Genomic DNA, 22,876 nt, shown 5'->3' on the forward strand with positions numbered 1-22,876 from the left:
GGGAGACGCCCGTGACCGGGGACCTCGAGCCCACCACCTGGGACGCCCGGCGGACCTCCTTCGGGTCCGTCGCGGCGGAGTACGCCCAGCTCCGGCCGGGGTACCCGGCCGACGCGGTGGCCTTCCTGCTGGGGGAGGCGCCGCGGCGGGTGCTGGACCTGGGGGCGGGCACCGGCCTGCTCACCGACCAGCTGCTGGCCGCCGGGCACGAGGTGGTCGCCGTCGACCCGTCGGCGGACATGCTGGCCCAGCTCACCGCCCGGCACCCCCACGTCGAGGCCGCCGTCGGGGGAGCGGAGCAGATCCCGCTGCCCGACGGCAGCGTGGACGCCGTGGTCGCCGGCCAGGCCGCGCACTGGTTCGACCCGCCGCGGGCCGCGCCGGAGCTGCGCCGGGTGCTGGCGCCCGGCGGGGTGGTCGGGTTCGTGTGGAACGTCCGCGACGAGACCGTGCCGTGGATCGCCGCGCTGGGCGCGGAGCTCGCCGAGGAGGCGCGCGGCCACGAGGCCGACCAGGGCGTCGTGGGCCGGTTCGCCGCCCAGCTGCCGGCCGACGTGGTCGAGCACGTCTCCCGGGTGGTGCAGCGGCTGACCCCCGAGCAGGTCGTCGCCGGCATCGGCACCCGCAGCTACGTGGCCACCATGACCCCGCCGGACCGGACGGCGTTCCTGGACCGGCTGCGCACCCTGCTCGCCGAGCACCCCGACACCGCCGGCCGGACCGAGCTCGAGCTGCCCCACGCCACCCACTCGGTCCGGCTGACCCCGCGCTGACCCTGCGCTGACCTCGGACCTGTCGGACCCCGCCGGTACCGTGGGCGCCGTGGCCGGGGGTGGGGTGTTCATCGCCTTCGAGGGCGGTGAGGGTGCCGGCAAGTCCACCCAGGTCCAGCGGCTGCACGGCTGGCTGACCGAGCAGGGGATCGCCGCCCGCACCACCCGCGAACCGGGTGCCACCGGCATCGGCGGCACCCTGCGCTCGATCGTGCTGGACCCGGCCAACACCCAGCTGTCCCCGCGGACCGAGGCCCTGCTCTACGCCGCCGACCGCGCCCAGCACGTGCACGAGGTGCTCTCCCCGGCCCTGGCCGCCGGCGAGGTGGTGGTCACCGACCGGTACGTCGACAGCTCGCTGGCCTACCAGGGCGCCGGTCGCACCCTGGAGCCGGCCGAGGTCCGGTCGATCTCCCGCTGGGCGACCGAGGGGCTGACCCCCGACCTGACCGTGCTGCTGGACCTGCCGCCGGAGACCGGGCTGGCGCGCGCCCGGGGCCGGGCGGCGGCCGACCGGCTGGAGGGCGAGTCCGTCGGGTTCCACCAGCGGGTGCGGGCCACGTTCCTGCAGCTGGCCGGTGCCGAGCCCGCCCGCTACCTGGTGCTGGACGCCACGGGGTCGCCCGACGACCTCGCCGACGCCGTCCGCGTGCGGGTGGCCGAGCTGCTGGCCGGCCGGCCGTGACCGAGCTCCCCGACGGGGTGTGGACCGACGTCGTCGGCCAGCCGGTCGTGGTCGCCGAGCTCAAGCAGGCGGTCGCGCACCCGGCGTCGATGACGCACGCCTGGCTGTTCACCGGGCCGCCCGGCTCGGGCCGGTCGGTGGCCGCGCGCGCCTTCGCCGCCGCCCTGCAGTGCCCGGCCGGCGGGGACGGCACCTGCCACGCCTGCACCACCGCGCTGCGGGGCACGCACGCCGACGTCCGGGTGGTCGTGCCCGAGGGGCTGTCGATCGGGGTGGCCGAGGTCCGCGAGCTGGTCCGGATGGCCGGCCGGGCGCCGTCCCAGGGGCGCTTCCAGGTGGTCATCGTCGAGGACGCCGACCGGATGACCGAGCAGGCGTCCAACACCGTGCTGAAGATGCTCGAGGAGCCCCCGCCGCGGACGGTGTTCCTGCTCTGCGCCCCGTCGCTGCACCCCGACGACGTCCCGGTGACCATCCGCTCGCGCTGCCGGGTGGTGCCGCTGCGCACCCCACCGGCCGAGGCCGTCGCCGAGGTGCTGGTCCGCCGGGACGGCGTCGACCCGACGCTGGCCGCCTGGTCGGCCGCCGCGGCGGGCGGGCACGTGGGCCGGGCCCGCCGGCTGGCCCGCGACGAGGACGCCCGCGCCTCCCGCAAGGCGGTGCTCGACGTGCCGCTGGCGCTGGTCAGCCTGGCCGCCTGCCTGCAGGCCGCCGACCACCTGGTCGCCGCGGCGAAGGACGAGTCCGACCGGACGACGGCGGCCACCGACGGTGCGGAGACCGAGGCGGTGAAGGCCTCCCTGGGCGTGGGCGCCCGCGGTCCCGGGGTGGCCGCGGCCAGCCGGGGCGCGGGCCAGCTCAAGGAGCTGGAGAAGCGGCAGAAGTCCCGCGCCACCCGGGTCGGGCGGGACTCGCTGGACCGCGCCCTGGTCGACCTCGCCGCGTTCTACCGGGACGCGCTGCTGATCGCCGCTGTGCGCGGGCAGATGGACCGGGTGCCGCACCTCAACCACCCCGACCGGCAGGCCGACGCCCTGGAGCTGGCCCGCAAGATCGGCACGGAGGGGGCGCTGCGCCGGATCGACTCGGTGCTGGCCGCACGCACGGCCCTGGAGCAGGCGGTCAAGCCGCAGATCGCCATCGAGGCGATGTGCGTGGCCCTCCGGCTGCCCGCCTGACACCCCGGCACCGGTGCGTCGGCGACCGCCGGGGGTCCCGTAAGCTCTGCGGAGCAGCACGCCGCCTTAGCTCAGTCGGTAGAGCATCTCACTCGTAATGAGAAGGTCGTCGGTTCGATTCCGACAGGCGGCTCCACCCTCCCCGGTCACCGCGCCAGCAACGCCGCGCGGAGCGTCCCGAGCACGAAGTCCCCGTAGGCCGCCGCCGTCCAGCCGCGCCGGGTGACCAGCAGGTCGTACAGCTCGGCCGCGGTGCAGGTCCAGAGCACGTCGCGGACCCGCTCGACGTCCCCCGGCACACCGAGGGCCAGCAGGTGCCGGGCCAGCCCGGTCATGCCGGCCAGCCGCTCCCGGTCGGCCTTGGCCAGCACCTCCGCCGCCCCGCCGTCGGCGGACGCGGCCGCCCGGGCCGCGACGAGCAGGGGCGCCACCCGCTGCTGCACGCCGACGGCCACCGCGACGTACCCGGCCAGCACCGCGCCCGGGTCGGTCTCCTGCGCCAGCGCGGTGACCGCGGGCCGGCGGGCCATCGGGACGTCCGCTTCGTCGCCGGCCAGCGCGACGTCCAGGACGGCGGCCAGCAGCGCCGCCCGCCCGCCGACGTTCTTGTAGACGAACTCGGCCGACACCCCCGCCGCCGCGGCCACCGCCGGGACCGTGGTCGCCGGGTACCCCTCGGCCAGCAGCAGGTGCCGCGCGGCGTCCACCACGACGCGGCGGGTGGCGGCTGCGCGCTCCCGCCGGGCCGAGGCGTCGTAGCGCCGCTTGACCGGCTCACTCATCGGGGAAAGACTCCTGTATCGGATACGGGGATCCGTCCCAGAATAGTCAGGAGCCGTCGTGCTGGTCCTCCTCGCCGCGGTCGCGGCCGCGCTGCACGCCATGTCGGCGGGCATCCACCTGTTCGGCGTCGCCGCCCTGAACCCCACCTGGCGCGAGCTCGACGGGCCGGCCTACGTGCTGGTCAAGCAGGCCGCGGACCGCCGGTTCCCGATGCTCATGCGGCCGTTCACCCTGCTCGGGCTGGTGGCGGTGGTCGCCCTGGCCGTGGTCGCCACGGTCGCCGGCGAGCAGCCGGCCGGGGCGCTGGCGTCGGCGGGCGCGGTGGCGGCAGTCGTCGGGCTGGTCGCCGTCGTGCGCGGCGACCTGCCGATCAACCAGCGCATGGCCACCTGGTCCGCGGCCGACCTGCCGGCGGACTGGCAGGAGGAGCGCCGGCGGTGGGAGCGGTGGTTCGCCGTCCGGACGGCGGCCGCCTCGGTCGCCGCGGTCGCCTGCCTCGCGGCCCTGGCCACCCTGGGCGGTCAGAGCTGACTGCCGTAACGTCCGCCGCATGACGCTCCCCGACGTGCTGCGCGGCCGGCTGACGCTGCCGGCCATCGCCTCGCCGATGTTCATCGTGTCCGGTCCCGACCTGGTGGTCGCCCAGTGCGCCGCCGGCGTCGTCGGCTCCTTCCCGGCGCTCAACGCCCGCCCGGCGGCCCAGCTGGGTGACTGGCTGACCGAGATCGACGAGCGGCTGGCCGCCGCGGCCGCCACCGGGGCCACCGTCGCCCCGTACGCGGTCAACCAGATCGTGCACCGCTCCAACGACCGGCTCGAGGCCGACGTGGCGATGTGCGTCGAGCACGAGGTGCCGATCGTGATCACCTCGCTGGGCGCCCGGGCCGACGTCTACGACGCGGTGCACTCCTACGGCGGCATCGTGCTGCACGACGTCATCGACGACCGGTTCGCCCACAAGGCGATCGAGAAGGGCGCCGACGGCCTGATCGCCGTCGCCGCCGGGGCCGGCGGGCACGCCGGGACGACGTCGCCGTTCGCGCTGGCCCGGGAGATCCGCCGCTGGTTCGACGGCCCGCTGGCGCTCTCGGGCGCCATCGCGCACGGCAGCTCGGTGCTCGCCGCGCAGGCCGCCGGGGCGGACCTGGCCTACATCGGCTCGGCGTTCCTGGCCACCACCGAGGCCCGCGCCGCCGAGGGCTACAAGCAGATGGTGGTGGACAGCTCGGCGTCCGACATCGTCTACAGCAACCTGTTCACCGGCGTGCACGGCAACTACCTGTCCGGCTCGATCGTCGCCGCGGGCCTGGACCCGGCCGACCTGCCGACCTCGGACCCCTCGGCGATGAGCTTCGGCTCCGACGGCGGCGCCAAGGCCTGGCGCGACGTCTGGGGCTCGGGCCAGGGCATCGGTGTCGTCGACGCGGTCGTGCCGGCCGCCGAGCTGATCGCCCGGCTGACCCGGGAGTACCTGGAGGCCAAGGCCGCCCTGGACGCCGCGGTCATCGCGCCCGCCACCGTCTGAGACGACGAGGGGCGCCGCGCCCGGGTGGGTGCGGCGCCCCTCGTCGTCTCCGGTGCGCTCGGTGCGGCCGATCAGGCCGGCGGGATCGTGCTCAGTGGTGCTTGGAGGCGTTCTTGGCCCGCTCGAACGAGGCGTTGATCTCCGCCTCGGCCTCGGCGAGACCGACCCAGTTGGCGCCCTCGACGCTCTTCCCGGGCTCGAGGTCCTTGTAGGTCTCGAAGAAGTGCTGGATCTCCAGGCGGTCGAACTCCGACACGTCGGTGATGTCCTTGAGGTGGGCCATCCGGGGGTCGGTGGCCGGCACGGTGAGGACCTTGTCGTCGCCACCTGCCTCGTCGGTCATCCGGAACATGCCGATGGCTCGGCAGGTGATGAGGCACCCGGGGAACGTCGGCTCCTCCAGGAGCACCAGGGCGTCCAGCGGGTCACCGTCCTGACCCAGGGTCTCCTCGATGTACCCGTAGTCCGCCGGGTACCGCGTCGAGGTGAACAACATCCGGTCCAGCCGGATGCGTCCAGTGGCGTGGTCCAGCTCGTACTTGTTCCGCTGGCCCTTGGGGATCTCTACCGTCACGTCGAACTGCACCGACGTAGTGTGGCCCACGCCCGGCGCCCGTGGGACGTCGAGGGTCGTGGATCCATGGGGGAGGGGCCATCGCGAGCGCTCCGGCGAGCCCCGTGGTGGTCACCGCGAAGCCCCGACCGCGGTGGCGGCGGCGGGTCTGGCAGCTGCTGGTCGCGCTCTGCGTGGTGGCCGCGCTGGGGGCCGGCGCCTTCCTGCTGGCCACCCACGAGGACGCCGACCCCGACGCGGTGGCCGCCGTCCCGTCCGACGCGGTCGCCGTCCCCGACGCGGTGCTGCCCGAGCTGACCGGCCCGGCCCCGGTGCTCGCCGCGCTGCCCGCCGAGGCCCCGGCGCCCACCGCCGCGGGCCTGCAGGCGGTGCTGGCCCCGCTGCTGGCCGCGCCGGCGCTGGGCAGCGGGTTGTCGGCCGAGGTCGTCGACGTCGCCACCGGCGCCGTGCTGCTGGACACCGACGCGGCCGACCCCGGCACCCCGGCCTCGACCGCCAAGCTGCTCACCGGGCTCGCCGTGCTCACCACGCTGGGACCCGACGCCACCCTCGCCACCACCGTCGTCGCCGGGGCGGCCCCCGGCGAGGTGGTCCTGGTCGGCGGCGGCGACCCGACGCTGTCCACCACCGCGCCCTCGCTGAGCTACCCGGGCGCGGCCACCGTCGCCGACCTGGCCGCCCAGGTGCAGGCCGCGCTGGCCGGGGCCGCCGTCACCTCCGTCGTCGTCGACAACTCGCTGTTCACCGGACCGCTCACCGCGCCGGGGTGGGGCTCGGAGGATGCCCCGTCCACCTACGCCGCCCCGGTCACCGCCACCGCCGTCGACGGCGCGCGGGTGACCCCGGGGCAGAGCCAGCGCAGCGGCCAGCCAGGGACCGACGCCGGGCTGGCGCTGGCGGCTGCGCTCGGCGCCCCCGGCGCGGCCGTGTCCCTGGGGACGGCGCCGGTCGGGTCCGCCGTGCTGGGCACCGTCCGCTCCGCCCCGGTCGAGCGGCTGGTCGAGCAGGCGCTCACCGCCTCGGACAACCTTCTGGCCGAGACCCTGGCCCGCCAGGTCGCCCTCGCCACCGGTGCGGACCCCAGCTTCACCGGGTCCGCGGCCGCCGTCGCCGCCGCCGTGCAGGGGGCCGGGTTCACCACCGCGGGGCTCACCCTCACCGACGGCAGCGGGCTGTCGGGCACCGACCAGGTGCCCGCGCGGCTGCTGGTCGACGTCCTGGAGGCCGCCGCCGACGGGTCGGTCGCCGGGACCGGGGCGCTGCTGTCCGGGCTGCCGATCGCCGGGTACACCGGCACGCTCGCCGACCGCGGGGACGCCGACCCGGCCACCGCCCCCGGCACCGTGCGGGCCAAGACCGGCACCCTGGCCACGACCAGCGCGCTGGCCGGGGTGGTGGTGACCGAGGACGGCCGCCTGCTGGCCTTCGCCCTGCTCGCCGACGGCACCCCGGGGAACGTGGTCGCCGCCGAGGCCGCCCTCGACGCGGTCGCCTCGGCGATGGCCGGCTGCGGCTGCCGCTGACCCGCCGCTGCACCGTGCCGGGGGGCCGTACGGTGGGCCGATGAGCAGCTCGCTGGTCGACTGGGACCTCGCCGGACGCACGGCCCGCCGGCTGAGCAGCTCGGGGCCGGCGACCACCCGCGACGAGGCCGCCGCCGTCGTCCGCGAGCTGCAGGAGTGCGCCGCCACCGCGGTCGCCCACGTGGAGCAGCTCACCGGCCTGGTCCCGGCCGCGGGCGCCCCGTCCCCGGTCACCGCCGTCGTCGACCGGGGCGGCTGGGTCGACGCCAACACCGCCGGCATGGCCGCGCTGCTGGATCCGCTCACCGAGGCCCTGCAGGACAAGGCCGGCAAGGCTCCCGGCGCCCTGACCCGGGCGGTCGGCGGCCGGGTCACCGGGCTGCAGGCCGGCGGCGTGCTGGCGTTCGTGTCGTCCAAGGTGCTGGGCCAGTACGAGGTGTTCGGCACCGGCGGCCGGTTGCTGCTGGTCGCCCCCAACATCGTCGAGGCCGAGCGCCGGCTGGGCGTCGACCCGCACGACTTCCGCATGTGGGTCTGCCTGCACGAGGTCACCCACCAGCTGCAGTTCACCGCCGTCCCCTGGCTGCGCGGCTACCTGGAGGCGCAGGTCACCGAGTTCGTGCGGGCCAGCGACCTGGACCCGGCGGTGCTGCGCGAGCGGCTGCGCGACGTGGTGACCAGCCTCTCCGACGCCGTGCGCGGCAAGCCGGTCGAGGGCGACGCGCCCGGTGGGCTGATGGCGCTGGTCGCCGACCCCGCCCAGCAGGCCGTGCTGGACCGGGTGACCGCGGTGATGAGCCTGGTCGAGGGGCACGCGGAGTTCGTCATGGACGGCGTCGGCCCCGACGTCGTCCCCTCGGTCCGCACGCTGCGCAAGCGATTCGGCCAGCGGCGCAAGGGCACCGGACCGCTGGACCGGGTGCTGCGCCGGCTGCTCGGCCTGGAGCAGAAGATGCAGCAGTACGCCGACGGCCGGCACTTCGTCGCCGGCGTGGTCGAGCGCGTGGGCATGGAGGCGTTCAACACGGTGTGGACGTCGCCGGGCACCCTGCCGCGCAAGGAGGAGCTCACCGACCCCCAGCGCTGGGTCGACCGGGTCCTCACCCCCTACTGACCCGTGGGCGGACCCGATCCCGCGGTCGCCGCCGTCCGCTCCGCGGTCCGGCCCGGTCTCACCGCCGGCCCGGCGGCCGGCCCGGTGCTGGTCGCCTGCAGCGGGGGAGCCGACTCCCTGGCCCTGGCCGCGGCGGTCGCCTTCGAGGCACCCCGCGCGGGCGTGCCGGCCGGCGCGGTGACCGTCGACCACGGCCTGCAGGCCGGCTCGGCCGACCGGGCCGCCGCCACGGCGCAGCTGCTGCGCGGGCTCGGCCTGGACCCGGTGCTGGTGCGCACCGTCGAGGTGGGGACGGCGGGGGGCCCGGAGGGCGCGGCGCGGGAGGCCCGGTACGCCGCGCTCATCGCGGCGGCGCACGAGCACGGGGCCCGGATCGCGCTGGGCCACACCCGCGACGACCAGGCCGAGACCGTGCTGCTGGGCCTGGGGCGGGGGAGCGGACCCCGCTCGCTGGCCGGCATGGCGACCTGGCGCCCGCCGCTGTGGCGCCCGCTGCTGGACGTCGACCGGGCCACCACCCGGGCGGCCTGCGCGGCGCAGGGCCTGCCGGTCTGGGACGACCCGCACAACACCGACCCGGCCTACACCCGGGTACGGCTGCGCACCGAGGTGCTGCCGCTGCTGGAGGAGGTGCTCGGCGGCGGGGTGGCCCGGGCGCTGGCCCGCACCGCCGCGATGGTCCGCGAGGACGTCGAGGCCCTCGACGACCTGGCCCGGCTGCCCGACCCGGCCGACTGCACCGCGCTGGCCGCGCTGCCGCCCGCGCTGCGCCGCCGGGTGCTGCGCGGGTGGCTGCTGGAGCAGGGGGTGGCCGACCTCGCCGCGGTGCACCTGCACGCCGTGGACGCCCTGGTGGTCGCCTGGCGCGGCCAGGGCCGGGTGGACCTCCCCGGCGGTGCGGGCGTCGTCCGGGCGTCTGGCAGGCTTGCGCTGCAAGGCCCCCCTGCGCCCCTGCGCACACCCCCGAGCGAGGAGCCCCACCCGTGAGCGAGACACCCAGCGGCCCCCTGGGTCCCGACCACGGCTACGGCCCCGACATCGACCACGTCCTGCTGTCCGAGGAGCAGATCGCGGGCAAGATCCGCGAGTTGGCCGACCGGATCGCCGTGGACTACGCCGGCCGCGAGGTGCTGCTGGTCGGGGTGCTCAAGGGCGCCGTGCTGTTCATGAGCGACTTCGCCCGGGCGCTGCAGCTGCCCACCCAGATGGAGTTCATGGCCGTCTCCTCCTACGGGTCGGCCACCAGCTCCTCGGGCATCGTCCGGATCCTCAAGGACCTGGACCGGGACATCACCGACAAGCACGTGCTGGTGCTCGAGGACATCATCGACTCGGGCCTGACGCTGTCCTGGCTGCTGAAGAACCTGGGCTCGCGCGGCCCGGCGAGCCTCGAGGTGTGCGCCCTGCTGCGCAAGCCCGACGCGGTCAAGGTCGACGTGCCGGTGAAGTACGTGGGCTTCGAGATCCCCAACGAGTTCGTCGTCGGGTACGGCCTGGACTACGCCGAGCGGTACCGCGACCTGCCCTACATCGCCACGCTGAAGCCCGAGGTCTACAGCAGCTGAGGGCCTCACCCGTGCAGGGTGCGACCAGCGTCTGAGCAGCGGGCGCACAGGGTTTCCCGTGTACCGTCGGCCGGACGACGTCGCCCCTCGCGACGCACCAGACCTCGGGTCGCGCGGCGTCCCCGGACGAGCAGGAGGGTCGACGGGCATCCCGGGGCATCCCCGGCCGCCCGGCATCGGTACATGGAACGTAAGAAGATCTTCCGGTCGGTCTGGTTCTGGGTCGCGCTCGTCGTGTTGGTCGTCGCGATCGGCGTCCAGTCCTTCAGCGGTGGCAGCGACTACAAGGAGGTCTCGACCTCCACGGCGCTCGCCCAGTTCTCCGACGACAACGTCGCCAGCGTCACCATCAACGACCGCGAGCAGACCCTCGACATCGACCTCCAGCAGCCCGTGGACGGCGAGTCCAAGATCACCGCCTACTACCCGGCGGGTGCGGACTCCCAGATCTACGACCTGGTCAGCGGTGCCGACGCGGACTCCGGCGGGACGTCGGACAGCGGGGTCGACTTCGACACCAACGTCACCCAGGACAACGTCCTGACGTCGATCCTGATCAGCTTCCTGCCGTTCCTCATCATCCTGGGCCTGCTGTTCTGGCTGTTCAGCTCGATGCAGGGCGGCGGCCGCGGCGTCATGGCCTTCGGCAAGTCCAAGGCCAAGGCGGTCAGCAAGGACACCCCGAAGACCACGTTCGCCGACGTCGCCGGCGCCGACGAGGCGATCGAGGAACTCCACGAGATCAAGGACTTCCTGCAGAACCCGGTCAAGTACCAGGCGATCGGCGCGAAGATCCCCAAGGGCGTGCTGCTGTTCGGGCCCCCCGGCACCGGCAAGACCCTGCTGGCCCGGGCGGTCGCCGGCGAAGCCGGGGTGCCGTTCTACTCGATCTCCGGCTCGGACTTCGTCGAGATGTTCGTCGGCGTCGGCGCCAGCCGGGTCCGCGACCTGTTCGAGCAGGCCAAGACCAACGCCCCGGCGATCATCTTCATCGACGAGATCGACGCCGTCGGCCGGCACCGCGGCGCCGGCATGGGCGGCGGGCACGACGAGCGCGAGCAGACCCTCAACCAGATGCTGGTCGAGATGGACGGCTTCGACGTCAAGGGCGGGGTCATCATGATCGCCGCCACCAACCGGCCCGACATCCTGGACCCCGCGCTGCTGCGCCCGGGTCGCTTCGACCGGCAGATCGCCGTCGACCGGCCCGACCTGCTCGGCCGCGTCGCCGTCCTCAAGGTGCACGCCACCGGCAAGCCGCTGGCCGACGACGTGGACCTGGAGACCCTGGCCCGCCGGACGCCGGGCTTCACCGGTGCCGACCTCGCCAACGTGCTCAACGAGGCGGCGCTGCTCACCGCCCGGCACGGCGGCACGGTCATCACCGACGCCACCCTCGAGGAGGCGATCGACCGCGTCCTCGCCGGTCCCGAGCGCAAGACCCGGGCGATGAGCGCCAAGGAGAAGAAGGTCACCGCCTACCACGAGGGCGGCCACGCCCTGGTGGCGCACGCGCTGCCCAACCTGGACCCGGTGCACAAGGTGACGATCCTGCCGCGCGGCCGGTCGCTGGGCCACACCCTGGTGCTGCCCACCGAGGACAAGTACACCCAGACCCGCTCGGAGATGATCGACTCCCTCGCCTACGCGCTGGGCGGCCGGGCGGCCGAGGAGCTCGTCTTCCACGAGCCGACCACCGGTGCCGGCAACGACATCGAGAAGGCCACCGCGATGGCCAAGTCGATGGTCACCGAGTACGGCATGAGCGCCAAGCTCGGCGCGGTCAAGTACGGCAGCTCGGACGCCGAGCCCTTCATGGGCCGGGACATGGGCTCGCGGCCGGGCTACTCCGAGGCCGTCGCCGCCGACATCGACGCCGAGGTGCGCGCCCTCATCGAGGCCGCGCACGACGAGGCCTGGGAGATCCTGGTCGAGCACCGGCACGTGCTGGACAGCCTCGTCCTCGAGCTCATCGAGAAGGAGACGCTGACCAAGGACGACATGGCGCGGATCTGCGCCGGGGTCGTCAAGCGGCCCAACCTCGCGCCCTACAACGGCTTCGGCAAGCGGACGCCGAGCGACCGGCCGCCCGTGCTGACCCCGGCCGAGCAGTCCCGGGGCAACGGCTCGACAGCCGGGGCGTTCGACGACGAGAAGCCGCTGCCGGTGGGGGACGCCGGCGCACCGCAGTCCCGGTGACCGACCACGCCGTGGACCCAGGCCCCGTGCCGCACGCCGAGGACGGCGTCGACCACGCCCGGGCCGAGGCCGCCGTGCGGGAGCTGCTGATCGCCGTGGGGGAGGACCCCGACCGGCCCGGGCTGCGGGAGACCCCGGCCCGGGTCGCCCGGGCGTACGCCGAGACCTTCGCCGGGCTCCGGCAGGACCCGGCGCAGGTGCTGGCCACCACCTTCGACGAGGACCACGACGAGCTGGTGCTGGTCCGCGACATCGCGCTGTACTCCACCTGCGAGCACCACCTGGTGCCCTTCCACGGGGTGGCCCACATCGGCTACATCCCCGGTGCCGACGGCCGGGTGACCGGGCTGAGCAAGCTGGCCCGGCTGGTCGAGGTGTACGCCCGCCGTCCGCAGGTGCAGGAGCGGATGACCAAGCAGATCGCCGACGCGATGATGGAGGGCCTGCGCCCGCGCGGCGTCATCGTGGTCGTCGAGGCCGAGCACCTGTGCATGGCCATGCGCGGGGTCCGCAAGCCCGGCACCCGCACGCTGACCTCGGCGGTCCGCGGGGTGTTCAAGGAGTCCGCGGCCACCCGCGCCGAGGCGATGAGCCTGGTCCTCGGGCGGTGACGCCGCCCTGCCCCCGGACCCGCCCGTGAGCACCGGGCGCTGCCAGGTGATGGGCGTCCTCAACGTCACCCCGGACTCCTTCTCCGACGGCGGCTGCTTCGCCGACACCCCCAGCGCGGTGGCGCACGGCCTGGCCATGCACGCCGCCGGCGCCGACTGGGTGGACGTCGGCGGTGAGTCCACCCGCCCCGGCGCCGACCGGGTCGCGGCGGCGGAGGAGAGCGCCCGTGTGCTGCCGGTGGTGGCGCAGCTGAGCGCCGCCGGGGTGGCGGTGTCGATCGACACCACCCGCGCGGAGGTCGCCGCCGCCGCGCTGGACGCCGGCGCCCGGCTGGTCAACGACGTCAGCGGGGGGCTCGCCGACGCCGGCATGGCCCGGCTGGTCGCCGAGCGCGGCGTGCCGTGGGTGCTGATGCACTGGCGCGGGCACAGCCGCGAGATGTACGCCGCGGCCCGGTACGGCGACGTCGTGACCGAGGTCTGCGCCGAGCTGACCGCCCGGGTCGAGGACGTCGTCGCCGCCGGCGTGGACCCCGCCCAGCTGCTCCTGGACCCCGGGCTGGGGTTCGCCAAGAACGCCGAGCACAACTGGGCGCTGCTGGCCGGGCTGGACCGGCTGGTGGACCTGGGGTTGCCGCTGCTGGTCGGGGCCTCCCGGAAGACCTTCCTGGGCAGGCTGCTGGCCGGCGCCGACGGCACCCCTCGCCCGGCCGAGGAGCGGGACGCCGCCACGCTGGCCACCACGGTGCTGGCCGCGGAGGCCGGGGCGTGGGGCGTGCGGGTGCACGACGCCGGCCCGTCGGTCGACGCCGTCCGTACCGTGGCCGCCGTCCGCGCCGCCCGTGACCGAGCCCGACCCCGGAGGAACCGTGCCTGACCAGATCGCCGTCCGCGGCCTCACCGCCCACGCCCACCACGGCGTGTACGCCGTCGAGCGCGAGCAGGGCCAGACCTTCCGGGTGGACGCCGTGCTGGACGTGGACACCGCGCCGGCCGCGGCCGACGACGACCTGGCCCGGACGGTGAACTACGCCGAGCTCGCCCAGCAGCTGCACGCGGTGCTGACCGGCGAGCCGGTCGACCTGCTGGAGACCCTCGCGCAGCGGCTGGCCGACGTCTGCCTGGCCAACCCGCTGGTGGACGCCGTGCAGATCACCGTGCACAAGCCCGAGGCCGACCTCGGCGTCCCCTTCGACGACGTCACCGTGACCATCAACCGGACCCGCGGGTGACCCGCGCCGTCCTCTCGCTGGGGGCGAACCTGGGCGACCGGGCCGGCACCCTGCGCACCGCGCTGCGCGCGCTGGTGGGCGAGGGCCTGGTCGCCCGCTCGGTGCTGTACGAGACCCCGCCGTGGGGCCCGGTCGAGCAGCCGCCGTTCCTCAACGCGGTCGCCGTCGTCCGCGGCGAGCGGGACGCCGCCGGCTGGCTGGCGCTGGCCCACGAGCTCGAGGACGCCGCCGGCCGGACCCGGGAGGTCCGGTTCGGGCCGCGGACGCTGGACGTCGACGTGGTCGCCGTGACCGGGGACGACGGTGCCCCCGTGCTCTCCACCGACCCGGAGCTCACCCTGCCGCACCCCCGGGCGCACGAGCGGGCCTTCGTGCTGGTGCCGTGGCTGGCCCTGGACCCGGCCGCCGTCCTGCCCGGGCACGGGTCGGTCCGCGAGCTGCTGGCCGGGCTGCCGGCCGGCGACGTCGAGGGCGTGCAGCGCTGGGAGCAGCTGGCGTGAGACCGGTCAGCCGGCGGGACCTCGTCGTGGTCGCGGTGGGCCTGGCGGTGCTCGGCTGGGTCGTCGTCCGGGCGTTCTACGGGGACCTGCCCGGCCTGCACTGGTGGCAGCCCGTGCCGCTGGCCCTGCTGGGGGCGGCCGAGGGCCTCGGCGCGCGCTCGCTGGCCGCCCGGCTGACCACCGACCGGGACCGCCGGCGCGCGGCCCGCTCCGGCGAGGCGACCGCCCTGGCGCCCGGGCAGCGGTCCCTCGACCCGGTGGAGCCGATGCTGGTCGCCCGGCTCGCCGTGCTGGCCCAGGCCAGCGCCTGGGTGGCCGCCGGGTTCGCCGGGCTGTGGGCCGGTGCGCTGGTCTTCACCCTGTCCCAGGTCGGCCGGTTGGCCGCGGCGTCCGGCGACGCGGTCGCGGCCGGGGTCGGCGTGGGCTGCTCGGCGGCCCTGCTGGCCGGCGCCCTGCTCCTGGAGCGCGCCTGTCGCGTCCCGCCCGAGGACTGACCCCGGGCGGGACGCCGTCGGCTCAGACCAGGGCCGAGCCCGCGGTCTCGGGGACGGCGCCGTCGACCGACCGGCGCAGCGCGGCGTGCAGCGACTCCGGGGTGAGGACGCCGAGGAAGCGGTCGCCGTCGAGCACCGCCACCCAGCCGGCCTCCATCCGCAGCATGATCGCGAACGCGTTCTTCAGCGTGGAGTTCACCGGCACCCAGGCGTCCATCCGGCGGCTCACCTCGCGCACCGTGCCCGCACCCTGGGCGCGGTCCAGGGACAGCCAGCCGTGCAGCGCATCCTGGTCGTCGAGCACCACGGCCCACCGCGCGCCGGTCCGGTCCAGGACCGCGCGGGCGTCGGCGAGCCCGTCGCCGACGTGGACGACCGGCGGGCGCTCCAGGTCCTCGATCTCGATGCCGGTGACGGCCAGCCGCTTGAGCGCGCGGTCCGAGCCGACGAAGTCCGCGACGAACGGGCTGGCCGGCTTGCCCAGCAGCTCGGCCGGGGTGGCGTACTGCTCGACCTTGCCGCCCTCGCTCATCACCGCGATCCGGTCGCCGAGGCGCACGGCCTCCTCGATGTCGTGGGTGACGAAGACGATCGTCTTGCGCACGGTCTCCTGCAGCCGGAGGAACTCCGACTGCAGCCGCTCGCGGACCACCGGGTCGACGGCGGAGAACGGCTCGTCCATCAGCAGGACCGAGGGGTCCGCGGCCAGGGCCCGGGCCACGCCGGCCCGCTGGCGCTGCCCACCGGAGAGCTGGTGGGGGTAGCGGTCGCCGAAGGTGGCCGGGTCCAGCCCGACGGTGCTCAGCAGCTCCTCCACCCGGTCCCGGGTGCGCTTCTTGTCCCAGCCCAGCAGCTTGGGCACCGTCCCGACGTTGGTCCGGATCGACTGGTGCGGGAAGAGCCCGACGTTCTGGATCACGTAGCCGATCCGGCGGCGCAGCTGGGTCGGGTCGACGTCGGTGACGTCGTCGCCGCCGACCAGGATGCGCCCGGTGCTCGGCTCGATGATCCGGTTGATCATCTTCATCGTGGTGGTCTTCCCGCAGCCCGACGGGCCGACCAGGACGGTCAGCTGCCCGGGGGCGAAGGTGAGGTCGAGGGCCTGCACGCCGACCGACCCGTCGGGGTAGACCTTGCTCACGCCCTCGAGGCGGATCTCCTCGGCACCCCCCTGACCAGCGTCAGCGGTGGTGGTGCCGGCAGCGGTGGCAGTAGCGTCCACGCGGTGGCCTTCCTGGTGAGCGCTCGGTGAGCGCAGCGAGCGGTATGGCGGTGCTCGCGGTGGACGCGGCGCCGAACCCGTGGTTCAGCTCCTCGTGGGTGGTCGACAACTGGAGCACCATCATGCCGTTGTTGATCCAGCACATCAGGTTGACCGTCGTCTCGGTGCTGATCGGCGCGCTCATCGCGTTTCCGCTGGCCCTGCTGGCGCGGCGCAGCCGGTTCCTGACCGGGCCGGTCCTGGGGCTGTCGACGCTGGTCTACACGATCCCGTCGCTGGCCATGTTCGCCTTCCTGGCGCCGTTCACCGGCCTGTCCGAGACCACCGTCGCGGTGGGCCTGGTGCTGTACTCGCTGGTGATCCTGGTGCGCAACTTCCTGGCCGGTCTGCAGGCCGTGCCCGCCGACGCCGTCGAGGCCGCGCGCGGCATGGGCTACGGCACCGGCCGGCTGCTGGCGAAGGTCGAGATCCCGCTGGCGCTGCCCTCGATCATGGCCGGCCTGCGGATCGCGACGGTCTCCACCGTCGCGCTGGTCACCGTGGGCGTCGTCGTCGGCCAGGGCGGGCTGGGCCAGATCATCATCGTCAACGGCTTCAGCGCGAACTACTACCGGCCGCCGATCGTCTTCGGCACCCTCGCCTGCGTGGTGCTCGCCCTGGTCGCCGACCAGCTGCTGGCCCTGCTGGAGCGGGTGCTCACCCCCTGGAACCGCACACCCACGGCCGGCCGCCGCGCCGCCGCGACCCCCGCCGAGACCGTGGAGGTGGCCGCGTGAGCGTCATCGGGGACGCCGTCCTCTACCTCAACGACCCGGTCAACTGGACCCGCCCGCGCGGGATCCTCGACCTGGCCGGCCAGCACCTGCAGATCGCCGGCCTCGCGCTGGGCATCGGGCTGGTCATCGCCGTCCCGCTGGCGGTGGTGCTCGGGCACACCGGTCGCGGCGGCGCCCTCACCGTCGGTCTGGCCAACGTCTCCCGCGCGGTGCCGACGCTGGCGATCCTGACGATCTTCGCGGTGACCCCCATCGGGTTCACCATCTGGGCACCGGTCATCGCGCTGGCCGTCTTCGCCATCCCGCCGATCCTGGCCAACACCTACGTCGGCTTCCGCGAGGTCGACCGGGACGTCGTGGAGTCCGCCCGGGCGATGGGCATGAGCGAGCGCCAGGTGGTGCTGCGGGCCGAGCTGCCCCTCGCCGTCCCGCTGATGATGACCGGCATCCGGACGGCGGCCGTCCAGGTCGTGGCCACCGCGACGCTGGCCGCGCTGCTGGGCGGCGGCACCCTCGGGTCGGTGATCCGGACCGGGTTCGCCCGCCAGGACAACGGGGTGGTCATCGCCGGCGCGCTGCTGGTCGCGCTGCTGGCGCTGCTCACCGAGGTGCTGCTGGCCGTGGTCACCTGGGTGGTCACGCCCGGCCAGAAGCAGCTGCCCTTCCCCCGGGGCCGCTCCCGCCGTCCGGTGGACGAGCCGGTCGACCTGCCCGCCGTCGACGGCCGCGACGAGCTGGTCGGGGCCGGCACCCGCACCTAGGTCACAGCTCGGCAACGGTGCTTTGCACAGGTCGGGCGGGGCGAGTTCAGTTGTGAGCTGCGGGAGTCCTCCCGCCAGACACGCGTCGCCTCCAGACCTGGGGGCGCGGGACACAGAAGGCGGACCCATGCGCACCAGCGCCCGCACAGCAACCATCACGTTCGCCGTCGCCACGGTGCTCGCCACCGCCGCCTGCGGGGAGTCCGGCTCCTCGGGCACCAGCACCGGCGGGGGCGGCGAGGCCTCCGGGGAGGCCTGCGCGCCGATCGCCGGCGACCAGCTCGTCGTCCTCGAGGACGACAAGGGCCTGCAGGCCGTGGACAACATCATCCCGGCCATCAACTCCGCCTACGCCGGCAGCAACCCCGGCGTGCTCGACGTGCTCAGCTCCATCTCCTCGGTGCTGACCACCGAGGACCTGGTGGCGCTGAACTCCGGCGTGGACATCGAGCGGAAGTCCGCCGAGGACGTCGCGGCGGCCTACGTCGAGGAGCAGGGCCTGGGGGCCGACGCCGCGGCCGGCACCGGCACCGTGCGGGTCGGGGCCGCGGGCTTCACCGAGAGCCAGATCCTCGCCAACGTCTACGCCGACACCCTGACCGCCGCCGGCTACACCGCCACGGTGCAGACCGTGGGTCAGCGCGAGACCTACCTGCCGGCCCTCCAGAGCGGCGAGTTCGACGTCTTCCCCGAGCACGTGGGCACGCTGACCGAGTACCTGGACGGCAACCCCGACGAGGCCGTCGCCAGCGCCGACCTGGACGCCACCGTCGAGGCGCTCCGCCCGCTGGGCGGCGCGGTCGGCCTGACCTTCGGCGAGCCGGCCGAGGCCGCCGACGAGAACGCCTTCGCCATCACCACCACGCTGCAGGACGAGCTGGGCGGCATCACCACGCTGTCCGAGCTGGCCGACGCCTGCTCCGACGGCTCGCTGGTGCTCGGCGGCACCCCGGAGTGCCCGACGCGGCCCTTCTGCCAGCCCGGCCTCGAGGAGACCTACGGCTTCACCTTCGCCCAGGTGAACGACTACGACCTCGGTGCCCCGACGAACAACGCCCTCAAGCAGGGCGAGATCTCCCTGGCGCTGGCCCTGTCCACGGACCCGGTCTTCGCCCAGTAGGAGAAGGACCTGGCTGCCCCCCACGACGCGCTCCGCACGCCGCGGGTCCCTGCAGCCAGGCCGTTCCAGCACGTTCGTCGAGGCGGGCACCCGGACGGGGTGCCCGCCTCGCGGCGTTCCCGGGGGCTAACGGTTCGGTCACGGTGTCCCGTGGGATTTGCGCTGGTCAGGGCGCACAGGGTTCGCTCAGGAGCCGCGGGACACCTCCCGCCGGACACGCGTCGCCCCCACGTCCGGGGGCGCGGGACACAGAAGGCGGACTCCATGCGCACGCGCGCCCGCATCCTCACCACCACGTTCGCCCTCACCGCGGTGCTGGCCACCGCCGCCTGCGGTGAGTCCGGCTCCTCCGGCAACGGCGGGGGCGGCTCCGACGGCGGCCAGGCCTCCGGCGACACCTGCGCCCCCATCGCCGACGACCAGCTCGTGGTGATGGAGGACGACAAGGAGCTCCAGGCCGTCGACAACATCATCCCGGCGCTGGTGACCTCCTACGCCGAGGCCAACCCCACCGCGATCGAGGCGCTGAACACCGTGTCCTCGGTGCTCACCACCGAAGACCTCGTCGGCCTGAACGCCGCCGTGGACGTCGAGCGCCAGAGCGCCATCGACGCCGCGGCCGCCTACGTCGAGGACAACGACCTCGGCTCGGGCGTCACCGGCAGCGGCGCCGTCACCGTCGGGGCCGCCAGCTTCACCGAGAGCCAGATCCTGGCCAACGTCTACGCCGGTGCGCTGAACAACGCCGGCTTCACCGCCACGGTGCAGACCGTCGGCCAGCGCGAGGCCTACCTGCCCGCCCTGCAGGCCGGTCAGTTCCAGGTCTTCCCGGAGTACGTGGGCACGGTCGCCGAGTACCTGGACGGCAACCCCGACGAGGCCGTCGTCTCCGGTGACCTGGACTCCAGCGTCGAGACCCTGCGCAGCCTGGGCACCCCCGCCGGCCTGACCTTCGGCGAGCCGGCCGAGGCCGAGGACAGCAACGCCTTCGCCATCACCAAGGCGCTGCAGGACGAGCTGGGCGGCATCACCACGATGTCCGAGCTGGCCGAGGCGTGCTCGGACGGCTCGCTGATCCTGGGCGCCACCCCCGAGTGCCCGACCCGGCCGTTCTGCCAGATCGGGCTCGAGGACGTCTACGGCTTCCAGTTCGCCTCGCTCGGCGACTACGACCTGGGTGCCGCGACCAACCAGGCCCTGATCCAGGGCGAGATCTCCATGGCCCAGGTCCTGTCCACGGACCCGATCCTGGCCCAGTAGCGCACGGGACCGTCTGGAACGGCCCCCTCGCAGGGACCCACGGCGTGCGGAGCGCGTCGTGGGGGGCGAGGGGGTCCTTCTAGTACCAGCCGCCCTCGGGCAGCTGCTCGCCGGCGGCGACGACGGCGGCCACCCGGTTGCCGGCCTGGGGGAGCGGGCAGGACCAGCGCGGGTCGTAGGTGCAGCTCGGGTGGTAGGCGAAGTTGAGGTCCACCACCAGCCGGTCGCCGTCCCCGCCCAGGTCGGCGCCCTTGACGGTGTCCAGGAGGTAGCGGCCGCCGCCGTAGGTGGTCGCGCCCGAGGAGCCGTCGTGCAGCGGCAGGAAGAGCCCGCCGGCGTAGCCGCGCAGCCACCAGACGTCCAACCGGCCGACCTCGCCGAGGGTCACCCGCCCGATCCGCTCCATCCCCACCACGCCGTCGTCTGCGGTGGGCAGCTCCAGGCGCTGCGGTGCCGCGTCCTCCAGCGGCACGACGAACCGCATCGCCGGGTCGTAGGGGGCGACCGGGATGCCGGTGAACGCCGTCCGCGCCGAGTCCCCCAACGGGGAGTCCGGGTGGTCGGTGAACAGGGCGTCCCGGCCGGCCCGCCAGGTCGCCCAGCCGGCCGCGGGGTCCTCCGCGGCGCGGGCCTCGGCGTAGAGCGCGTGCACCCGGCGGCGCCAGTCCAGCAGCGTTGTGGTCACCGCCCCCAGCCTGCCAGGGGCGGCCCGGGACGGCGACGCGGTGACCGGGACCGGATCGTCACACACGCCCCGTACCCTCTGGCCCGTGACTGGCGGGCCGGGTGACCTGGGGACGAGTGCTCCACGACCGCGACCGCCGGAGTCCCGCCTGTCCCCGGTCGTGCGGATCGCCGGGCTGGTGCTCGGGTTCGCCCTGGCCATCGCCGCCACGCTGGCGGTCTTCCTCACCGACAACGCGCTCTACCTGCGGCTGGCGGTGATCGCGGTCGCCTGGGCCTTCGTCATCGCGGCGTTCTCGGCCGGGCGGCGCAAGACCGACCAGGCCGTCGCCGAGGGCCGGGAGAACCAGCTGCGCCAGGCCTACTCGCTGGAGCTGGAGCGGGAGGTCGCCGCCCGCCGGGAGTACGAGCTGAAGCTGGAGAACCAGCTGCGGCGCGAGACCCAGGAGGCGATGCGGGCGGAGATGGACAAGCTCCGGGCCGACCTGGCCTCCCTCGCCGGTCTGCGCGACCAGCTCGTCGGCCTGGGCGAGCTGCAGGCCGACATGGGCCGGCTGCGGCACGAGCTGACCGAGCAGCTGTCCGGCGAGATGCTCGTCGAGCGGATCGTGATGCGCACCCAGTCCATCCGGATGCCGGCCGAGCGGGCCGAGCTGGGTGCCGCGGGCAGCGACGTCATCGACGGCGACGCCGGCACGGGGTGGACCGGCGCGTCCCGGTCCGCCGAGGACGACCTCGTCGCGCGGGTGCAGCCGCCGCCGGTCCCGTCCGCACCGGACCGCCCGGCCGCGGAGCCGCCGTCGCCGTTCGCCTGGCTGGCCCCGCGGGAGCGCCCGGCCGAGCCGCCGTCCCGGCACGCCAGCCCGACCCAGGACGACCGGGTCGCCCGGCCCGACAGCGCCGCCCGGCACGGCACCGCAGAGCAGCCCGCCGTCGTCCAGGTCCCGGCCCGGACCCCGCCGCCCGTGCAGCCGTCCACCCCGCCGGTCGAGCCCCCGCCGGTCGAGCCTGCTCCGCCGGTCCGGGCCGAGCCGGCCAGCGCCGCTGGCCCGGCTACCGAGCTGTGGGCAGCGCCGGAGGCCGAGGCGGCTCCGCACCGTCGCCGGGCGCCGGAGGAGCCGGCCCCGCCGCCGGCCGAGCCCGAGCACGAGCCCGACGTCTTCGAGACCGCCGGTCACCAGCGGCTCACCGAGATCCTGGCCGAGTCGGGGTCGACCGCCGGCGGCGGTCGCCGTCGCCGTCGCTACCGCGAGGACGACGACCCGGGCGAGGACGACGTCCTCGCCCGGGTGCTCAGCTCGTAGCGGTCAGATCGGACCCTGGGACAGCGCGCCGCCGTCCAGGACGAGGGTCTGGCCGGTGACCCACCCGGCGGCGTCGGAGAGCAGGTAGGCGCCGGCCTCGCCGATGTCCTCGGGGACCCCGAGGCGCCCGACGGGGTACTGCCGGGAGACCTCGTCCTCGCGGCCGGTGAACAGCGCCTCGGCGAACCGGGTCTTCACCACGGCCGGGGCCACGGCGTTGACCCGGATGCGCTGCGGGCCGAGCTCGACGGCCAGCTGGGTGGTCAGGTTGACCAGCGCCGCCTTGCTGACGCCGTAGGCGGCGATGCCCTGGCTGGACTTGAGCCCGGCGACCGAGGCCACGATCAGGATCGACCCGCCGTGCTCGCCCAGCCAGGCGCGGTGCGCCTCCTGCACCAGGCCGAGGGTGCCGACCACGTTGGTGTCCAGGATCTTGCGGAAGGCGTCCAGCGGGGTGTCCAGCAGCGGGCCGTAGACCGGGTTGATGCCGACGTTGCCGACCAGGTGGTCCAGGCTGCCGAAGGTCTCGACGGCGGTCCGCACCGCCTCGGCCCGGTGCTCGGGGTCCGCGGCGTTGCCGGCCACGGCGACGGCGACCTCGGGGCCGCCGAGGGACGCCACCGCCTCGGCGAGCGCGTCGGGCTTGCGGGCGGTGAGCACCACCCGGGCGCCGCGGTCGACCAGCGAGCGGGCGATGGCCAGGCCGATGCCGCGGCTGGCGCCGGTCACCAGGGCGGTCCGGCCGGCGAAGGAGGTCGGGTCGGGGCGGGCGGGCGGCGTCGATGCCGCGGCTGCGTCGGTCACAGCCGCACCGTAGCCATCCCCTCCGCAGCTGCACCGGGTGAGTCAGCACACACCGCCCAGGCGTTGCCGGGCGCGTCCGCGGGTAACACACTCGCCACCGACACGACACCCGCGTGGCACACGGCCGCAGCGGGACCGCCGGGTCGACCGCACCACCCGGGTCCTCGACGAGGAGGCCCCGGCATCGCC

At 75.1% G+C, this 22,876-nt stretch carries 25 protein-coding genes and 1 tRNA gene; 21 read left to right on the plus strand and 5 right to left on the minus strand.

Annotation, left to right across the window (positions count from 1 at the left end):
- The first annotated feature begins 11 nt into the window (after positions 1–11).
- From LFA75_RS14900 to LFA75_RS14915, 4 genes are all read left to right on the plus strand, one after another.
- Positions 12–773, plus strand: coding sequence for a class I SAM-dependent methyltransferase (locus LFA75_RS14900; protein ID WP_225234402.1), 762 nt, complete (start codon positions 12–14; stop codon positions 771–773).
- A gap of 49 nt (positions 774–822) precedes the next feature.
- Positions 823–1,458, plus strand: a complete 636-nt coding sequence (tmk, locus tag LFA75_RS14905) for a dTMP kinase (RefSeq protein ID WP_225234403.1) — start codon at positions 823–825, stop codon at positions 1,456–1,458.
- Positions 1,455–2,636 carry a DNA polymerase III subunit delta' gene (locus LFA75_RS14910; RefSeq protein ID WP_225234404.1) on the plus strand — a complete coding sequence of 394 codons (1,182 nt, stop codon included), beginning with the start codon at positions 1,455–1,457 and terminating at the stop codon, positions 2,634–2,636. Before tmk ends, LFA75_RS14910 begins: the two co-directional genes overlap by 4 nt.
- Before the next feature lie 60 nt (positions 2,637–2,696).
- Positions 2,697–2,772: transfer RNA gene (locus LFA75_RS14915), tRNA-Thr, on the plus strand.
- A 10-nt stretch (positions 2,773–2,782) separates the two neighbouring features.
- Here the strand turns inward: LFA75_RS14915 and LFA75_RS14920 are convergent.
- Complete coding sequence (locus LFA75_RS14920) at positions 2,783–3,418, minus strand: TetR family transcriptional regulator (protein ID WP_225234405.1); 636 nt, start codon at positions 3,416–3,418, stop codon at positions 2,783–2,785.
- A 58-nt stretch (positions 3,419–3,476) separates the two neighbouring features.
- On the opposite strand from LFA75_RS14920, the gene LFA75_RS14925 reads away from it, so the two are divergent.
- Together LFA75_RS14925 and LFA75_RS14930 are read left to right on the plus strand one after the other, a co-directional pair.
- Complete coding sequence (locus LFA75_RS14925; protein WP_225234406.1) at positions 3,477–3,950, plus strand: anthrone oxygenase family protein; 474 nt, start codon at positions 3,477–3,479, stop codon at positions 3,948–3,950.
- A gap of 19 nt (positions 3,951–3,969) precedes the next feature.
- Positions 3,970–4,944: an NAD(P)H-dependent flavin oxidoreductase gene (locus LFA75_RS14930; RefSeq protein WP_225234407.1), complete on the plus strand. Its 975-nt coding sequence runs from the start codon at positions 3,970–3,972 to the stop codon at positions 4,942–4,944.
- 91 nt (positions 4,945–5,035) lie between these two features.
- Here LFA75_RS14930 and LFA75_RS14935 read toward each other — a convergent pair whose 3' ends face one another.
- The gene (locus tag LFA75_RS14935; protein WP_225234408.1) at positions 5,036–5,530 is read right to left on the minus strand and encodes an inorganic diphosphatase; all 495 of its coding nucleotides are present in this window, start codon (positions 5,528–5,530) and stop codon (positions 5,036–5,038) included.
- A 92-nt stretch (positions 5,531–5,622) separates the two neighbouring features.
- Here LFA75_RS14935 and dacB point away from each other — a divergent pair, with 92 nt between their 5' ends.
- From dacB to LFA75_RS14985, 10 genes are all read left to right on the plus strand, one after another.
- Positions 5,623–7,041 carry a D-alanyl-D-alanine carboxypeptidase/D-alanyl-D-alanine endopeptidase gene (gene dacB / locus LFA75_RS14940; RefSeq protein WP_225234409.1) on the plus strand — a complete coding sequence of 473 codons (1,419 nt, stop codon included), beginning with the start codon at positions 5,623–5,625 and terminating at the stop codon, positions 7,039–7,041.
- 40 nt (positions 7,042–7,081) lie between these two features.
- Positions 7,082–8,155, plus strand: coding sequence for a zinc-dependent metalloprotease (locus LFA75_RS14945; protein WP_225234410.1), 1,074 nt, complete (start codon positions 7,082–7,084; stop codon positions 8,153–8,155).
- A gap of 3 nt (positions 8,156–8,158) precedes the next feature.
- Positions 8,159–9,142 carry a tRNA lysidine(34) synthetase TilS gene (gene tilS / locus LFA75_RS14950; protein WP_225234411.1) on the plus strand — a complete coding sequence of 328 codons (984 nt, stop codon included), beginning with the start codon at positions 8,159–8,161 and terminating at the stop codon, positions 9,140–9,142.
- Entirely contained in the window at positions 9,139–9,720 is a 582-nt protein-coding gene (gene hpt / locus LFA75_RS14955; protein WP_318250002.1) for a hypoxanthine phosphoribosyltransferase, read from the plus strand. The genes tilS and hpt overlap by 4 nt, the downstream gene beginning before the upstream one ends.
- Positions 9,721–9,903: 183 nt before the next feature.
- Positions 9,904–11,919: an ATP-dependent zinc metalloprotease FtsH gene (ftsH, locus tag LFA75_RS14960; RefSeq protein ID WP_225234412.1), complete on the plus strand. Its 2,016-nt coding sequence runs from the start codon at positions 9,904–9,906 to the stop codon at positions 11,917–11,919.
- Positions 11,916–12,530, plus strand: coding sequence for a GTP cyclohydrolase I FolE (folE, locus tag LFA75_RS14965; RefSeq protein ID WP_225234413.1), 615 nt, complete (start codon positions 11,916–11,918; stop codon positions 12,528–12,530). The genes ftsH and folE overlap by 4 nt, the downstream gene beginning before the upstream one ends.
- 25 nt (positions 12,531–12,555) lie before the next feature.
- Positions 12,556–13,407 (plus strand): dihydropteroate synthase, encoded by an 852-nt coding sequence (gene folP / locus LFA75_RS14970; protein ID WP_225234414.1) that lies wholly within the window; start codon positions 12,556–12,558, stop codon positions 13,405–13,407.
- Positions 13,400–13,762: a dihydroneopterin aldolase gene (gene folB, locus LFA75_RS14975; protein ID WP_225234415.1), complete on the plus strand. Its 363-nt coding sequence runs from the start codon at positions 13,400–13,402 to the stop codon at positions 13,760–13,762. Before folP ends, folB begins: the two co-directional genes overlap by 8 nt.
- Entirely contained in the window at positions 13,759–14,262 is a 504-nt protein-coding gene (gene folK / locus LFA75_RS14980; protein ID WP_225234416.1) for a 2-amino-4-hydroxy-6-hydroxymethyldihydropteridine diphosphokinase, read from the plus strand. Before folB ends, folK begins: the two co-directional genes overlap by 4 nt.
- Positions 14,259–14,756: a DUF3180 domain-containing protein gene (locus tag LFA75_RS14985; RefSeq protein WP_225234417.1), complete on the plus strand. Its 498-nt coding sequence runs from the start codon at positions 14,259–14,261 to the stop codon at positions 14,754–14,756. Before folK ends, LFA75_RS14985 begins: the two co-directional genes overlap by 4 nt.
- Before the next feature lie 22 nt (positions 14,757–14,778).
- Here the strand turns inward: LFA75_RS14985 and LFA75_RS14990 are convergent, their stop codons facing one another.
- On the minus strand, positions 14,779–15,897 hold the full coding sequence (locus LFA75_RS14990; protein ID WP_225234418.1) for an ABC transporter ATP-binding protein: 1,119 nt from the start codon (positions 15,895–15,897) through the stop codon (positions 14,779–14,781).
- Between the two features lie 107 nt (positions 15,898–16,004).
- Between LFA75_RS14990 and LFA75_RS14995 the strand changes: the two genes are divergently transcribed.
- From LFA75_RS14995 to LFA75_RS15010, 4 genes are all read left to right on the plus strand, one after another.
- Positions 16,005–16,754 (plus strand): ABC transporter permease, encoded by a 750-nt coding sequence (locus tag LFA75_RS14995; RefSeq protein WP_225234419.1) that lies wholly within the window; start codon positions 16,005–16,007, stop codon positions 16,752–16,754.
- Positions 16,751–17,515, plus strand: a complete 765-nt coding sequence (locus LFA75_RS15000; protein ID WP_225234420.1) for an ABC transporter permease — start codon at positions 16,751–16,753, stop codon at positions 17,513–17,515. Before LFA75_RS14995 ends, LFA75_RS15000 begins: the two co-directional genes overlap by 4 nt.
- A gap of 127 nt (positions 17,516–17,642) precedes the next feature.
- On the plus strand, positions 17,643–18,635 hold the full coding sequence (locus LFA75_RS15005; protein ID WP_225234421.1) for a glycine betaine ABC transporter substrate-binding protein: 993 nt from the start codon (positions 17,643–17,645) through the stop codon (positions 18,633–18,635).
- Between the two features lie 264 nt (positions 18,636–18,899).
- Positions 18,900–19,895, plus strand: coding sequence for a glycine betaine ABC transporter substrate-binding protein (locus LFA75_RS15010; protein ID WP_225234422.1), 996 nt, complete (start codon positions 18,900–18,902; stop codon positions 19,893–19,895).
- Between the two features lie 79 nt (positions 19,896–19,974).
- On the opposite strand, the gene LFA75_RS15015 is transcribed toward LFA75_RS15010, so the two are convergent.
- Positions 19,975–20,580 carry a DUF1684 domain-containing protein gene (locus LFA75_RS15015; RefSeq protein WP_225234423.1) on the minus strand — a complete coding sequence of 202 codons (606 nt, stop codon included), beginning with the start codon at positions 20,578–20,580 and terminating at the stop codon, positions 19,975–19,977.
- 85 nt (positions 20,581–20,665) lie between these two features.
- Here LFA75_RS15015 and LFA75_RS15020 point away from each other — a divergent pair, with 85 nt between their 5' ends.
- The gene (locus LFA75_RS15020; RefSeq protein ID WP_225234424.1) at positions 20,666–21,883 is read left to right on the plus strand and encodes a DUF6779 domain-containing protein; all 1,218 of its coding nucleotides are present in this window, start codon (positions 20,666–20,668) and stop codon (positions 21,881–21,883) included.
- Between the two features lie 3 nt (positions 21,884–21,886).
- On the opposite strand, the gene LFA75_RS15025 is transcribed toward LFA75_RS15020, so the two are convergent.
- Complete coding sequence (locus tag LFA75_RS15025) at positions 21,887–22,687, minus strand: SDR family oxidoreductase (RefSeq protein WP_225234425.1); 801 nt, start codon at positions 22,685–22,687, stop codon at positions 21,887–21,889.
- Positions 22,688–22,876: the final 189 nt, after the last annotated feature.

It is taken from the genome of Klenkia terrae, from assembly GCF_900491935.1.
GTDB lineage: Bacteria > Actinomycetota > Actinomycetes > Mycobacteriales > Geodermatophilaceae > Klenkia > Klenkia terrae.

What these genes read in the sequence shown, in the direction of transcription:
- LFA75_RS14945 (WP_225234410.1), top strand. Translation starts at nt 7,082, where the DNA reads ATGAGCAGCTCGCTGGTCGACTGGGACCTCGCCGGACGCACGGCCCGC.
- LFA75_RS14930 (WP_225234407.1), top strand. Translation starts at nt 3,970, where the DNA reads ATGACGCTCCCCGACGTGCTGCGCGGCCGGCTGACGCTGCCGGCCATC.
- LFA75_RS15005 (WP_225234421.1), top strand. Translation starts at nt 17,643, where the DNA reads ATGCGCACCAGCGCCCGCACAGCAACCATCACGTTCGCCGTCGCCACG.
- LFA75_RS15010 (WP_225234422.1), top strand. Translation starts at nt 18,900, where the DNA reads ATGCGCACGCGCGCCCGCATCCTCACCACCACGTTCGCCCTCACCGCG.
- ftsH (WP_225234412.1), top strand. Translation starts at nt 9,904, where the DNA reads ATGGAACGTAAGAAGATCTTCCGGTCGGTCTGGTTCTGGGTCGCGCTC.
- LFA75_RS14920 (WP_225234405.1), bottom strand. Translation starts at nt 3,418, where the DNA reads ATGAGTGAGCCGGTCAAGCGGCGCTACGACGCCTCGGCCCGGCGGGAG.